The organism is Rossellomorea vietnamensis, from assembly GCF_025398035.1.
Classification (GTDB): domain Bacteria; phylum Bacillota; class Bacilli; order Bacillales; family Bacillaceae_B; genus Rossellomorea; species Rossellomorea vietnamensis_B.
The window spans coordinates 3,008,770-3,022,285 of the sequence record NZ_CP104558.1 but is presented as its reverse complement, the minus strand read 5'-3'; the positions used below and the strand labels follow the sequence as shown (position 1 = coordinate 3,022,285).

14 protein-coding genes are annotated in these 13,516 nt (G+C 47.0%); all 14 read right to left on the bottom strand.

Annotation, left to right across the window (positions count from 1 at the left end; genetic code table 11):
* Positions 1 to 26: 26 nt before the first annotated feature.
* Positions 27 to 1,316 carry a methyl-accepting chemotaxis protein gene (locus tag N5C46_RS15635; protein ID WP_261749295.1) on the bottom strand — a complete coding sequence of 430 codons (1,290 nt, stop codon included), beginning with the start codon at positions 1,314 to 1,316 and terminating at the stop codon, positions 27 to 29.
* A gap of 18 nt (positions 1,317 to 1,334) precedes the next feature.
* A complete protein-coding gene (locus tag N5C46_RS15630) occupies positions 1,335 to 1,772 on the bottom strand; it encodes a low molecular weight protein arginine phosphatase (RefSeq protein ID WP_261749294.1) in 438 nt (145 codons plus the stop codon).
* Positions 1,773 to 1,918: 146 nt separating this feature from the next.
* The gene (locus N5C46_RS15625) at positions 1,919 to 2,473 is read right to left on the bottom strand and encodes a manganese efflux pump MntP (protein ID WP_261749293.1); all 555 of its coding nucleotides are present in this window, start codon (positions 2,471 to 2,473) and stop codon (positions 1,919 to 1,921) included.
* 105 nt (positions 2,474 to 2,578) lie between these two features.
* Positions 2,579 to 3,619, bottom strand: coding sequence for an L-threonylcarbamoyladenylate synthase (locus tag N5C46_RS15620; protein WP_261749292.1), 1,041 nt, complete (start codon positions 3,617 to 3,619; stop codon positions 2,579 to 2,581).
* Positions 3,620 to 3,924: 305 nt separating this feature from the next.
* Positions 3,925 to 4,365 carry a GNAT family N-acetyltransferase gene (locus N5C46_RS15615; protein WP_261749291.1) on the bottom strand — a complete coding sequence of 147 codons (441 nt, stop codon included), beginning with the start codon at positions 4,363 to 4,365 and terminating at the stop codon, positions 3,925 to 3,927.
* A 131-nt stretch (positions 4,366 to 4,496) separates the two neighbouring features.
* Complete coding sequence (gene spoIIR / locus N5C46_RS15610) at positions 4,497 to 5,303, bottom strand: stage II sporulation protein R (protein ID WP_261749290.1); 807 nt, start codon at positions 5,301 to 5,303, stop codon at positions 4,497 to 4,499.
* A gap of 118 nt (positions 5,304 to 5,421) precedes the next feature.
* The gene (gene prmC, locus N5C46_RS15605; RefSeq protein WP_272501211.1) at positions 5,422 to 6,288 is read right to left on the bottom strand and encodes a peptide chain release factor N(5)-glutamine methyltransferase; all 867 of its coding nucleotides are present in this window, start codon (positions 6,286 to 6,288) and stop codon (positions 5,422 to 5,424) included.
* A gap of 2 nt (positions 6,289 to 6,290) precedes the next feature.
* A complete protein-coding gene (prfA, locus tag N5C46_RS15600) occupies positions 6,291 to 7,361 on the bottom strand; it encodes a peptide chain release factor 1 (RefSeq protein WP_034765126.1) in 1,071 nt (356 codons plus the stop codon).
* A gap of 133 nt (positions 7,362 to 7,494) precedes the next feature.
* Positions 7,495 to 7,947 carry a hypothetical protein gene (locus tag N5C46_RS15595; protein ID WP_261749289.1) on the bottom strand — a complete coding sequence of 151 codons (453 nt, stop codon included), beginning with the start codon at positions 7,945 to 7,947 and terminating at the stop codon, positions 7,495 to 7,497.
* A 165-nt stretch (positions 7,948 to 8,112) separates the two neighbouring features.
* Positions 8,113 to 8,724 carry a thymidine kinase gene (locus N5C46_RS15590; RefSeq protein WP_261749288.1) on the bottom strand — a complete coding sequence of 204 codons (612 nt, stop codon included), beginning with the start codon at positions 8,722 to 8,724 and terminating at the stop codon, positions 8,113 to 8,115.
* A gap of 297 nt (positions 8,725 to 9,021) precedes the next feature.
* Positions 9,022 to 9,234, bottom strand: a complete 213-nt coding sequence (gene rpmE, locus N5C46_RS15585) for a 50S ribosomal protein L31 (RefSeq protein WP_034765123.1) — start codon at positions 9,232 to 9,234, stop codon at positions 9,022 to 9,024.
* 221 nt (positions 9,235 to 9,455) lie between these two features.
* Positions 9,456 to 10,718 (bottom strand): transcription termination factor Rho, encoded by a 1,263-nt coding sequence (rho, locus tag N5C46_RS15580; protein WP_261749287.1) that lies wholly within the window; start codon positions 10,716 to 10,718, stop codon positions 9,456 to 9,458.
* Between the two features lie 317 nt (positions 10,719 to 11,035).
* A complete protein-coding gene (gene glpX / locus N5C46_RS15575; protein WP_034765120.1) occupies positions 11,036 to 11,998 on the bottom strand; it encodes a class II fructose-bisphosphatase in 963 nt (320 codons plus the stop codon).
* Positions 11,999 to 12,152: 154 nt separating this feature from the next.
* Positions 12,153 to 13,436, bottom strand: a complete 1,284-nt coding sequence (locus N5C46_RS15570; protein ID WP_261749286.1) for a UDP-N-acetylglucosamine 1-carboxyvinyltransferase — start codon at positions 13,434 to 13,436, stop codon at positions 12,153 to 12,155.
* Positions 13,437 to 13,516 lie beyond the last annotated feature (80 nt).

Below are 13,516 nucleotides of genomic sequence, written 5' to 3'. Positions count from 1 at the left end.
GTCCGTCCCTCACACCCGCTCATTTTTCACAAATGAAAACGTGTAATCGTGCTTTTCAGTGCTTCTGCCTGTTCTTTCAGGTTGAGGGCCAGCTTCTCGACGTCATTCATGACGACCGCTTGCTCTTTCGTGGAAGCTGATACTTCCATGGCACCCGCTGATGTTTCTTCTGCGATGGCGGCTACTTCCTGGGATTGCTGGGAAGTGAGCTGGATGCTGTCCATCTGCTGATCGACGAGGACTGAGATGTTCTGGACCGCGTCTGCCACTTCATGAATGGTTGTCGTCATGGTTTCAATCATTTCATTCGTCTGCGTTCCTTTTTGGGCTTCCGTGTTGGCAGAATCGACCTGGGTCGTGATCTGTCCAACCACGTTCCCGACTTCTGTCTGGATATTTTTGATCAGTTCCGAAATGCCTTGAACCGCTTTTCCACTTTCATCGGCCAGTTTCCGGACTTCCTCTGCAACCACTGCGAACCCTTTCCCATGCTCCCCGGCACGTGCCGCTTCGATGGAAGCATTCAAGGCAAGAAGATTGGTTTGGTTCGCGATGTCCCCGACCAATTGGATGATCTGCTCCACTTTTTTCGCATTGTCTTCAAGTCGGCGCACGGCGTCCAACGAATCTTCATTCCCTTTTGCCAGTCGATTGATGCCTTCGACGAGGGAATGAATCACTTCTTTACTTCCCTGAAGCTCCGTCACCATGTTTTTAGACATATGCTCGGATGATTTCGAATGATCCTGTACTTCCCGGGCAATCCGGATGACATCCTCCACGGATTCAGCCGTCGTTTGAATCGCCGTTGCCGAGCTTTCGGCACCCGCTGAAATTTCGCTGATCGTTTTGGAAATCGAATACGCCTGTGTAGAAGCGATTTCCGATGCTTTAGAAAGCTCGATGACATTCGTATTGGTTTTGTTAAAATTGTCATCGATGCTTGAAACCATGTCACGTAAATTATGCAGCATTCGGTTGAACGCCAGTGCCAGTGAACGGATTTCGTCATCGGATTTCGGTACATCCACTTCGATGGCGATGTCCCCTTCAGCGGCTTTCAGTGCAACCTGTTCCAAGCGTTGCAGCGGTTTGACGATGAATCCCGCTGCAAAAAAGGCCAGAACCGCCGACCAGAATACACCCATGCCAAGGGTCATGATCGTGAACCACAGCTCATTCATATCCGGCGCAAAAGCAGGTTTGATTACATAAATAAAAAAGGCACTTGTGGTATACGTCACCAACGCCAGAAGCGTGATAAAGAAGACCAATTTCTTTCTAAGACCCGACTTGTAGCTCTTCACTTTCCCCATCTTTCTCTCTCCCTGTCTCTAGCCAAGCTTTTTCATTAATTCCTCGATCAATGAATCCAATTCCCTGTATGTATGTCTATAGATGTCCACGCTTCCTCCATACGGATCCGATACATCCACGTCAGATGGGTCTTCAATGACAAACTCCTTCAATGTAAAAACCTTGTCCGCCACATGTGGATACTGATCCACAATCGCCCGCTTATGATTCGATGTCATCGTGAAAATATAGGAAGCCCAATCCAGGTTCTCTTTTGAGAGCGAACTCGATTGATGTCTATGTATTATATCGTTCTCTTTCAGCACTTCTTTAGTCTGAAATGACGCATCATTTCCGTCCATGGCAAAAACACCGGCAGACTTCACGTCAAACTTATCTTTTCCCTTATGCCTCAAAACCGCCTCCGCCATAGGACTCCGGCAAGTATTCCCTGTACAAACAAACAAAATATTCATCACGTCATCCTCCTTACCACCTATTATAAAATATTTTCCAATCTCCCAATAGTCCATTCACAAAGAATACAAAAAGAAAGGCGCGGCTCAGCACCAGAACCTAACAAAAAAAGCCCACCCCGAGGGACGGACCTTCACCATCTCATTCAGATTGGCAACAGTAGCTTCACCCCAAAGGCAAACAGGATACTTCCCCCAAGTGCCTCGCTGTATGTTCCAAGCACCCCCTGGAATTTCCGGCCGATCAATAATCCTGCCCACGTCAACACGGTGGCCGCAATCCCGAAGCAGAAGAGGGCGACGGCTGTCCTTGCACCGAAGATCCCGAGGGTCAGTCCCACTGAAAAACTGTCCAGGCTTACACTCAACGCAAAAAGGATCAATCCAAAGCCCACCGGTGAGATGAGAGTAGTTTCCTCCTCTTTGAAGCTCGACATGAACATCTGGATTCCAAGGACGATGAGCAGGACACCCCCTGCGTAAGCCGCAAAGGACCCGAACGTTTCCGATAAAAATTTTCCCGTCATCATCCCTAAGAGCGGCATCCATACATGAAAGACCCCGACAACCAACCCTATATAAAAGACCTGCTTTAATCTCAGCTGGAACATACCCATCCCTATCCCGATCGAAAAGGCATCCATCCCAAGAGCAAATGCCATTAACATCAAGGTCATCAGTTCGCCGATAATTGTTGTCATTTTGTTTTTCCCCCTCCGGACATGCCTACAAAACAACTTATGCTCGTCCAAAGGGATTTAGAATACAAAACAAAAACCCCTATGAAAGACCATAGGGGAAGCTAATCATCCTTTTATTACCCGGTAACCCGCAGCTTTTTGAAGACGGTTCATGATCGCAAGCCCGACTCCTTCTTCCGGGAACATCTCGGCAAAAATAATATCCACATTACTTCTATTAAAAGCGCGCAGGGTGTCGTAGAGATGCTGTGCCACTGTTCTCAGGTCATCCCGGCGTCCGGCTGACAGGATGAGATCAGCCTGATACCAATCCATTCGCTCCTCCGTCGTCAGGACCCCGACTTTGAGCCCTTCTGCCTTTTTCTCATCCACCAATCGCTGCACATCTTCCTTCGTTCCGTCCACAAGATAAACAGGGGCATCCGGGGCGTAGTGGGTGTATTTCATCCCGGGTGATTTCGGGGCTCCCTTGCCTTCTTTCAAGGAAGGGTCCACTTCCACTTTCCCGACGACTTCTTCCAGCTGCTCTTTCGTGATACCGCCTGGACGCAAAATGACCGGGATTTCTCCCGTACAATCCACCACCGTCGACTCAACCCCTACTCCCGTTTCGCCGCCGTCCACCACTCCGGCGATCCGACCATCAAGGTCATCGATCACATGCTGAGCCGTTGTTGGACTCGGTTTACCCGAACGATTCGCACTCGGAGCGGCAATCGGCAGTCCCGCTGCCTCGATAATGGAGAGCGCCACGGGATGGTCCGGCATCCGGATCCCGACAGTATCGAGTCCAGCCGTCACCCTTTCGGAAAAGACGTTTTCCTTATTTTTAAAAATGATTGTCAGTGGCCCCGGCCAATACGCGTCAATGAGTGTCGAAGCATCCGACGGGATCTCTTCGACAAGACCCTCTAACTGCTCTTTATTTGATATGTGGACAATCAGTGGATTATCCGACGGCCTGCCCTTTGCTTTGAAGATTTTTTCCACCGCAGTATCCGATGTGGCATTCGCCCCCAGTCCATAAACCGTCTCTGTCGGGAACGCAACCACCTCATCCTGTTGAAGAATCTTCGCTGCATCCACAATTTGTGGATAACTTTTGTTTTTATCCACATCACTTTCCACAACCCAATGTTTCATCATCTATGTCATCCACCTTTATGTAACTAAGCTAAATCTCATTACTTTTTAACTACGAATACTGAATTTACGAGTTCCTATACTTTTGAAAGTATAAAAGAAACACCTTGAATTCTCAAGTATTATCCACAAACTGCGTATAACTTGTTGAAAATTGTGGATAAACCTGTGGATGGTGTGAATAATTCTGAAAAAAGAAATAGTTACCGCTTTCTCGTATTTTGTCGAATTGCAAACGAAAAAAACCGAACCATTTTTATGAGAATGGTTCAGTCCTGAATTCCCCGACAAAATCCTTGTCGAAAAATCTATAAATCCAATTTCATGGTGATACAGTTATCCACAGTGGATAACTTTTTTGCATGAATGAAGTTCTCCAGCTCATCCACAACAGGATCTGCTTCTTGTTGAAAACCCAGCAGGTCAAAGAACGCGAGGGATGCTTTCCGGTTGGAAATCAAATAGAGACGCTTCAGATCCTTTTCTTTCGCAAGCTTTAAAATCTCCTGAAAGAGAGCAAATAACTCTTCACTTTCAAATGAAGATGTGACGACGAGGGATCGAAGAAGGCCGACCGTCCCCTGCACCTCGATTCCAAGCGTCCCGATCAAGCGGTTTTCCTCATCTTCCACTACTAAAAAACAATCAATGCTATGTTTAATGCCTTCCGTGCTCAATCCTGCTTTCGTCAAGAAGGCCACGACTTCATGAATGTCCTCATTCGTTGCCTGGCGGATCACTTTCAACATCCTTTCATCCTCCCTTTTCTCTCATCCTCTAGTATCAATGTATGAAGGAGGAAGGAGATTAGAACAAGGAATGCTAGAAAGATAGATTTTTTGCCAAGAAAAAAGCTCCATCCACACGGGATGCCGCTTTCTTAATTGAATAACCCTTTGAATAAATCTACCACGAAGAAGCGAACTTTTACTTCTTCCTCTTCGGAATCTTCTACATAGACCGGTTCTTCTTTTTCTACCTCTTTTTTAACAGGTGCCTTTACTTCCTCTTTTACAGCCTCATCGATCACACCGGCTTCTACCGCTTCCACTTCGACTTGCTTATAGGCAATCACGTTATCTTCCGAGTCATCCTCACTCACCTGAGTTGCCTCTTCGGGATCTACTTCCGTCACTTCATTCCCGCTAGCCTCCACTTTCGTTTCAAAGCCTGTGCTTCTTACGGCATTTCCAGTAGAGAAATCCAGGAAGCATAGTGGCGGGTAGAGAACGCACCACCAGTTCGCGCCTTCCCCTTTACCAAGTGTGATCAACACCGCTTCGTACTCACCAGCAGGATAAAGATACTGACCATAAAGTTTCGTAGGAAAGTCCACTTTCCCAAACTCTACTTTCACTGATTGATCCATTCCTTCTGCAGCGACAACGTCCTCCGCAATCTTCTGAAGCTCTGGCAAACCTTCCTTGATGACTGCTTTCGCCTCATCCTGTGACGTCAGATTCGATACCCACTTTGTAATCTCTTTGTTGACTTCATCCCGAACAAGTCTCTTTACGTTCTGATCCCCATCCAGATCGCTATTGGCGAGGATCCGCAGGCGAATCGCCTCATCCGGAATCACCATCGTCTCCTGAGCCGCCATTTCCTGCTTCGGTATATATAAACTTAGAATCGTTCCTAATGATAGAATCAAGATATACAATAGTACTGTGTGTTTTGTTTTCATGTCCTCTCCCCCTTGGTAAACAGTGTGGACAAAATGGGGGAATCTTAAACTAGTAAAATAACATTTTTGTTTGGACTTCAAAAAAACACCCCCGATCATTGAAACCGAGGGCGTACACTTATTTTCTTACACAAAACACCATACGATCTTTCCCATTGATATCATGGACGACTTCTGTTTCTGCATCCGGGAAGGTCGCACGCAGCAGATTCGCAACCGTCTCTCCCTGGCCGACTCCGACTTCAAAGCCGATCAAGAATCTTTCCTTTATGACAAGAGGAAGTTCTTCCATAAATCGCCTATACAGATCATATCCATCTTCTCCGCCAAATAATGCGAGTTCAGGTTCGTGTCCGATGACGACATCAGATAGCGTTTCACGGTCCGTCAGTGGGATGTATGGTGGGTTGGATAAAAGAATATCCAGCTTCACTCCTTCTTCAATCAAAGGCTGTAACAAATCGCCTTCAAAAAAGCGTACATCCGCCTCGAGCTTAATGCTATTCTCCCTGGCAACCGCCAGTGCCTCGCTAGAAATATCGACGGCCATCATCTCAAGAGGCACTCGCCTTGACTCAAGCTTCAGCGTCACCGCTATCGCACCGCTTCCCGTCCCGACATCGGCAGCCTGCAAAGGAGCGACCGCATCAATAAACAAATCCTTCATCTTCTCCAACCCATAATAGATCAGTTCTTCCGTCTCCGGTCTAGGAATCAGCACATGCTCATTCACCACAAACTCACGGCCATAAAACTCCTCAGTTCCAATAATATGCTGAATCGGCACACCAATGCTATGTCGGCGGATGCCCGCCTGAAACTCTTCCCATTTCTCTTGAGGGACGGACCTCCGCTGTTCTGCCAGCAGCTGTGATCTTGACATGCCGAGCAAATGCCGCAGATAGATTTCTCCCACATTCTCATCGCGGCCATTTTCGACTAAAAAAGAAGAAGCCCATTTCAGGGCTTCAAATACCGTCACCATGACTATTCTTCCAGTCTTTCAAGAAGTTTGGACTGATCTTCGATGATCAATGCATCGATGACTTCATCCATCTTTCCTTCTAGGATTTGATCAAGCTTCTGGATCGTCAGGCCGATGCGGTGATCCGTGACGCGGTTTTGTGGGAAATTGTACGTACGGATACGCTCTGAACGGTCACCGGTACCGACGGCAGATTTACGATTCGCATCGTATTCTGCTTGAACCTCGCGCTGGAATTTATCGTACACGCGGGCACGGAGTACTTTCATCGCTTTTTCTTTGTTCTTGATTTGGGACTTTTCATCCTGACATGATACAACGACGCCTGTCGGGATATGCGTCAGACGCACGGCAGACATGGTCGTGTTAACGCTTTGTCCTCCCGGGCCGCTGGATGCGAAGGTATCAACACGGATATCTTTATCGTGGATATCCACTTCGACTTCTTCCGCTTCCGGCAGGCAGGCAACCGTTGCCGTCGACGTATGGATACGTCCGCCGGATTCTGTTTCAGGAACACGCTGCACACGGTGTGCCCCGTTTTCGTACTTCATTTTAGAGAATGCACCGTTCCCGTTAATCATGAAGATGATCTCTTTGTAACCACCGACACCAGTGGAGTTCGCTTCCATGACTTCGATCTTCCAACCTTGGGATTCAGCGAAGCGGCTGTACATGCGATATAAGTCACCGGCAAACAGGGCGGCTTCATCTCCACCTGCTGCACCGCGGACCTCCATGATGACGTTTTTGTCATCATTCGGGTCTTTCGGGATCAATAATATTTTCAGACGGGCTTCCAACGCTTCGATTTGCTCTTCAAGCTCGGAAACTTCTTCCTTCACCATTTCACGCATATCAGCATCAAGCTTATCATCCAGCATCGCCTTCGCGTCTTTATACTGCCCGGTCAATTCTTTATATTCTCGATATGCTTCTACCGTTGCTTGGATGTCTGATTGTTCTTTTGAATAATCTCTTAGCTTCTTTGGGTCATTCACAATTTCTGGATCACTCAACAGTTCATTTAACTTATCATAGCGATCTTCCACTGCTTGTAAACGATCGAACACAGCTATTCACCTCAATTTTAATCCATAACAGTACAATTATATTATATGGTGTATGTAAACACAAGGAGGAGCGGGAATGGAGAGGGGAGGATTTTACGTAAAAAGGGGCAGCCGATTGAGCTCCCCCTTTTCATTATCTTTCGGTGATTTTCACATTGATATCGTATCGGGGAATCGCTCTTTGCAGTTTGTCTTTGAGCATAGCTTCCTCTTTATCGGTCTCGGCCATGTTCATCTCTTTCTTCGTATGAGCCGTCACCCACATTTGATTCCCATTGATCCAGACCTCATCCGGCTGGAATTTCGAATAATCCCTTACCACTTCACGGGCTTTGTCTTCATACACACCGGTCGTCGTGGAAGTCGTACCTTGAGAATTGGTCAGGTTCGGGAAATTGGGATTTTGATCGGTGATTTCCCGCACATTTTTATCCTGGCGCTTATCCATCTCCGCTTTTCGATTATCAATAAAACGGGTACCGCCGCTGTCATTATGCACGCCGTATTCCGACTCCTGATTCACCCCGCATGCTGTAATCAAAAGAAAGAAAACGGTAAATGATAAAGCTAATGCGATCTTTTTCATGCTTTCACACCTCCTGCTTTTAGGTTTTCCTGGAGGAGGGTGGTTATGCATGGGTTTGAATCGGGCTGTAGATGTGCGTAGAGGGAATATATGTAAAAATACGCAATTACACATAGAAAAACATAAAAAAACAAAGCCCCAAACCCAAGACTTTGTTCAAAAATTTTATACTTCCTTCACCATATCCGGAGTGACGCTCATCCCGGTCGGTACTTCATGATGATGGCGGCATCTTGGCTCGTACGCTTCAGATGCGCCGACAAGGATGACGGGATCATCGTAACAAGCCGGTTCACCATTGATCAGACGCTGAGTACGGCTTGCCGGAGAACCACAGACGGCACAAACGGCTTGAAGCTTCGTCACTTGTTCTGCAATGGACATCAAATCCGGCATCGGGCCGAATGGCTCTCCCCGGAAATCCTGATCAAGACCAGCGAGAATGACACGGTATCCGCTGTTCGCTAATTTTTGGACGACGTCGACGATGCCTTCGTCAAAAAATTGAACCTCATCGATGGCAACGACATCCACCTCTGGATTCAGGTCATCAAGGATCAAGCTTGACTCCTCGACTGCTTTGGCAATGACAGAGGTACCATTATGAGATACAACCGATTCATCGCTGTAGCGATTATCTAGTTTTGGCTTATACACAGCAATTTCTTGTTTGGCAAATTGAGTGCGTCGGACCCGGCGGATCAGTTCCTCGGATTTCCCTGAGAACATGCTGCCGCAAATGACTTCTACCCAACCCGTTTGTTTCATGACATACACGAAAGCGCCTCTCCTTCCTTACACATTGATCTATAAAAAACAGCCTGGCTGTTAGTGAAAACGGACTACTTATTAGTATAAAGCATTCCTTTATGTACGGGAATCATGCTTAGAATTCAGTAATTTGGCAGAAAAAAAGAGGCACAGCTCAATTGGAACTGCCTCTATTTCTTCAACCATTTGCTTTAAACGTAATAAAAAACAGGCAAGCATGAAGATCCTTGCCTGTTTTTCTAATAGAAGAGAAGGGTGAGCACCTACGCACAAAGGCGTTCGATGCGGCCTTCTGTCTCTTCATTATTGTTGTTGATTTTTAAGACCGTATTTTTTGTTGAAACGGTCAACACGTCCACCAGCGTCAGCGAATTTCTGACGTCCTGTGTAGAATGGATGGCATTCAGAACATACCTCAACGCGCATTTCTTCCGCTACAGAACCAGTTTCAAATTCGTTACCGCAAGCACAGCTAACTTTGATCGTGTTGTACTTAGGATGAATTCCTGATTTCATTTCTTTCATCTCCTTCCGCCCTGAATCATCTGAGACAGAGTAATTTATTACGAAGATATATGTGATATGAGCATAAGCATGAGAGTAATAGCCAGCCCCTTACCACATCCAGTTTTTAAAAACACATTGATATCATTATAACAAGGACAAGGTATTTTTGCAACCTGCAAAACTGGAAATTCCAGTCACCCTTTTCCTTGAAAAATCATTCGATTACTAGATTAACGCTTCTTGGACTCTTCTGTCAACACATTGAAAAATTCTTCATTCGTCTTCGATTGCTTCAGCTTGCGCATAAGCTTCTCGGCGAAATCAGGCTGATCGGACATGGCTTTTCTGATTGCCCACAGTTTTTCTAGATGATCCGGTTTGATAAGAAGTTCCTCACGACGCGTTCCGGAACGACGGATGTCGATGGCCGGGAAGATGCGTCTCTCTGCAAGGGAACGGTCCAGATGAAGTTCAAGGTTACCTGTCCCTTTGAATTCTTCATAAATGACGTCGTCCATACGTGAACCTGTGTCAACAAGGGCCGTTGCAAGAACCGTCAAGCTTCCACCCTCTTCAATGTTACGGGCTGCCCCAAAGAATCGTTTCGGACGGTGGAACGCAGCAGGGTCGATACCACCGGAAAGAGTTCGTCCACTTGGCGGGATGACGAGATTATACGCACGTGCGAGACGTGTGATACTATCCATCAGGATGATGACGTCACGCTTGTGTTCCACTAAACGCATGGCGCGCTCAAGAACAAGTTCCGCGACCTTGATATGGTTTTCCGGGACTTCATCGAATGTCGAGCTGACCACTTCTGCTTCAACAGAACGTTCGATGTCCGTTACTTCCTCTGGACGCTCATCGATCAGAAGAATGATCAATTCTGCTTCCGGATGATTCGTCGTGATTGAGTTCGCGATTTCTTTGATCAGCATCGTCTTACCAGCCTTAGGCGGTGCTACGACGAGACCACGCTGTCCAAATCCGACCGGTGCGATCAAATCCATCACACGTGTGGAAATTTTATTCGGTTCTGTTTCAAGCTTCATTTGACGGTCAGGGTATAAAGGCGTCAATCCTGGGAAATGCACGCGCTCTTTCGCAGAATCAGGTTCTTCCCCGTTCACCATTTCAACATGAAGCAGTCCGAAATAACGCTCGTTTTCTTTCGGAGGACGTACTTTTCCCGATACTTTATCCCCGTTTCGAAGATCGAAACGACGGATTTGCGATGCAGAAATATAAATATCCTCAGAACTCGGAGAATAGTTGATCGGACGCAGGAAACCGAAGCCTTCTGATTGGATGATCTCCAGGACACCTTCCATGAAAAAGAAGCCTTCTTGTTCTGCACGAACCTTAAGGATGGCAAAAATCAATTCTTTTTTTGTTAATTTACTATAATAAGAAACTTTGTATTGTTTGGCTAGCTCATAAAGCTCTTTCAGCTTCATATTTTCTAAGCTAGAAATTGTTAACTCTTCCATTATGACACCACGCTTTATTAATTTGTCCTACCTAAAAATAAAAAAAGAAGGATAGATTTTCTTAAAAATGAAGAAATAGTTGAAGCATATATAAAGAAAAAACGCTGAAGATAAAAACCTTATCTATTGTAACCATACTTTTCATTAAGAATCAATGACTGGGTAAAAAAAGGAAGGTAGATTTGGCAGATAGGCAGCATTTTTTCAGCTAAGAAGAAAAAAAGTGAGTGATAAGAGTGTGGATGGGCATGTGTTCTGCCCATCCGTTACTCTTATTTAAGAGGAGTTGGTTTCTCTCTCTGTATGGCTTGTTTCTATTATCTCATGACCAGGTTCGGCTTTTTCTGAAGACTGTGGCGTCCGTCGATGAATCGGACGGTACCGGACTTTGCACGCATGACGACTGAATGAGTCAGGCCGTATGTGCCTTTGAGCTGAACACCTCTTAGCAGTTCCCCGTCTGTTACACCTGTTGCTGCAAAGATGGCATCGTCACCGCATACGAGGTCTTCCATTCGAAGGATCTTGTCCACATCCAGCCCCATGCTGATACAGCGCTGAAGTTCCGCATCGTTTTGTGGAAGAAGCTTTCCTTGGATTTCTCCTCCAAGGCATTTCAACGCAACGGCCGCAAGAACTCCCTCTGGAGCACCGCCGGATCCGAACAGGATATCGACACCCGTATGATCGAATGCCGTGTTCATGGCGCCTGCCACGTCTCCATCATTGATCAGCTTGATGCGGGCTCCCGCTTCTCTCAACTGCTGGATGATATGTTCATGACGCGGGCGATTCAAGACTGTCGCCACCACGTCTTCTATATCCTTATTCTTTGCTTTCGCAACGGCTTTCAGGTTATCGATGACAGAAGCGTTGATGTCGATTTCCCCGACCGCTTCCGGTCCGACTGCGATTTTATCCATATACATATCTGGTGCATTCAGTAGGTTTCCATGGTCTGCCACCGCGAGTACCGCCAGTGCATTCCAGCCTCCGGAAGCAACGATATTCGTTCCTTCCAGCGGATCGACGGCTACATCGACGCGCGGACCGTAGCCTGTCCCTAATTTTTCACCAATATAAAGCATTGGAGCTTCATCCATTTCCCCTTCACCGATGACGACCGTTCCTTTCATCGGTACGGTATCGAATACATCGCGCATGGCAGAAGTTGCAGCGTCGTCCGCTTCATCCTTCTTTCCGCGACCCATCCAGCGTGCCGATGCAAGGGCAGCCCCCTCTGTTACTCGAACTAGCTCCATTGATAAACTTCTTTCCATGTATATAGCCTCCCGTAATCCCTTTTGTTTTACAATATTCTTAAATTGTATAACATATTGACAGATTTATTGTAACACATTAAACCTGTTTGAGAGACTATTTTTCGAAAAAAGTAGGACATAATGGGCCGAACAGGCAAAACTTTTACGGAAACTACGACTTCATCTGCTCCATTTCCTCAACGGACATCTTCTCACGCCAGATGGTGGCACCGAGGCCTTCGAGTTTGGCGACGAGGTCGCTGTAGCCGCGGTCGATGTGTTCGAGGCCGGTGACTTCGGTGATGCCTTCTGCCATTAAGCCTGCGATGACGAGGGCGGCTCCTGCCCGGAGGTCGCTTGCCTTCACTTTGGCTCCCTGCAGTTGGACGGGACCGTTGACGATGGCGGAACGACCTTCCACTTTGATTGTGGCATTCATTCTTCTCAGCTCATCGATATGCTTGAAGCGGGCTGAGTAGATCGTATCCGTTACGACGGCAGAGCCTTCTGCACGATTCAGCAGCGTGGTGAATGGCTGCTGAAGATCCGTTGGGAATCCTGGGTAAACCAATGTTTTCACATCGACGGATTTGAGCTTGTCTGCTCTTCCGATGAAGATCTGATCGTCATTCGTTTCGACGGGCACTCCCATTTCACGGAGCTTGGCGATGACCGATTCCATATGTAACGGGATGACATTGTCGACGAGTACCCCTTTACCGACTGCAGCGGCAAGGATCATGAATGTCCCCGCTTCGATACGGTCAGGGATGATGGTGTGACGGCAGCCGTGAAGCTCGTCCACTCCATCGATGCGGATCACGTCTGTTCCTGCTCCTTTGATCTTCGCACCCATATTGCTCAGCAATGTCGCAACGTCAATGATTTCAGGTTCTTTTGCCGCATTTTCAATGATCGTTCTGCCTTTCGCGCGAACGGCTGCAAGCATGATGTTGATCGTTGCACCGACGCTCACGACATCCAGGTAGATGCGGGCACCCTTTAGTTCATCGGCACGGAGATAGATCGCACCCTGTTCGTTGGTGACTTCCGCTCCAAGTGCTTCGAACCCTTTAATATGTTGATCGATCGGACGCGGCCCGAGGTGGCATCCACCCGGTAATCCGATGACCGCTTTTTTGAAGCGTCCGAGCATCGCACCCATTAGATAATAGGAAGCACGAAGCTTTTTCACCTTTCCGCTTGGTAAAGGCATGGACACCATTTGACTTGGATCTACTCTCATATCCCCATCTTCCAATGAGACGGTACCGCCGATTTCTTCTAAGAGATCTTTCAGCGTTCTTACATCAGAGATATCTGGTAACCCTTCGATTGTGACCGGAGAATCAGCAAGAATGGTTGCCGGGATCAAGGCTACCGCACTATTTTTGGCCCCACTGACTTTAATGGTACCTTCAAGGGGATAACCTCCTGCAATTTTTAGCTTTTCCATATTAAACTCCCTTCCACTGTTCATCGATTTAGGGCATGCTTCCCTATACCTAAAACAAAAAGGATTATTTTTCCAATAGA

Excerpts from the sequence above, each read along its gene's own strand:
- N5C46_RS15635 (WP_261749295.1), bottom strand. The coding sequence starts at position 1,316 with ATGGGGAAAGTGAAGAGCTACAAGTCGGGTCTTAGAAAGAAATTGGTC.
- N5C46_RS15630 (WP_261749294.1), bottom strand. The coding sequence starts at position 1,772 with ATGAATATTTTGTTTGTTTGTACAGGGAATACTTGCCGGAGTCCTATG.
- N5C46_RS15625 (WP_261749293.1), bottom strand. The coding sequence starts at position 2,473 with ATGACAACAATTATCGGCGAACTGATGACCTTGATGTTAATGGCATTT.
- N5C46_RS15620 (WP_261749292.1), bottom strand. The coding sequence starts at position 3,619 with ATGATGAAACATTGGGTTGTGGAAAGTGATGTGGATAAAAACAAAAGT.
- N5C46_RS15615 (WP_261749291.1), bottom strand. The coding sequence starts at position 4,365 with ATGTTGAAAGTGATCCGCCAGGCAACGAATGAGGACATTCATGAAGTC.
- spoIIR (WP_261749290.1), bottom strand. The coding sequence starts at position 5,303 with ATGAAAACAAAACACACAGTACTATTGTATATCTTGATTCTATCATTA.
- prmC (WP_272501211.1), bottom strand. The coding sequence starts at position 6,288 with ATGGTGACGGTATTTGAAGCCCTGAAATGGGCTTCTTCTTTTTTAGTC.
- N5C46_RS15595 (WP_261749289.1), bottom strand. The coding sequence starts at position 7,947 with ATGAAAAAGATCGCATTAGCTTTATCATTTACCGTTTTCTTTCTTTTG.
- rpmE (WP_034765123.1), bottom strand. The coding sequence starts at position 9,234 with ATGAAATCAGGAATTCATCCTAAGTACAACACGATCAAAGTTAGCTGT.
- rho (WP_261749287.1), bottom strand. The coding sequence starts at position 10,718 with ATGGAAGAGTTAACAATTTCTAGCTTAGAAAATATGAAGCTGAAAGAG.
- glpX (WP_034765120.1), bottom strand. The coding sequence starts at position 11,998 with ATGGAAAGAAGTTTATCAATGGAGCTAGTTCGAGTAACAGAGGGGGCT.
- N5C46_RS15570 (WP_261749286.1), bottom strand. The coding sequence starts at position 13,436 with ATGGAAAAGCTAAAAATTGCAGGAGGTTATCCCCTTGAAGGTACCATT.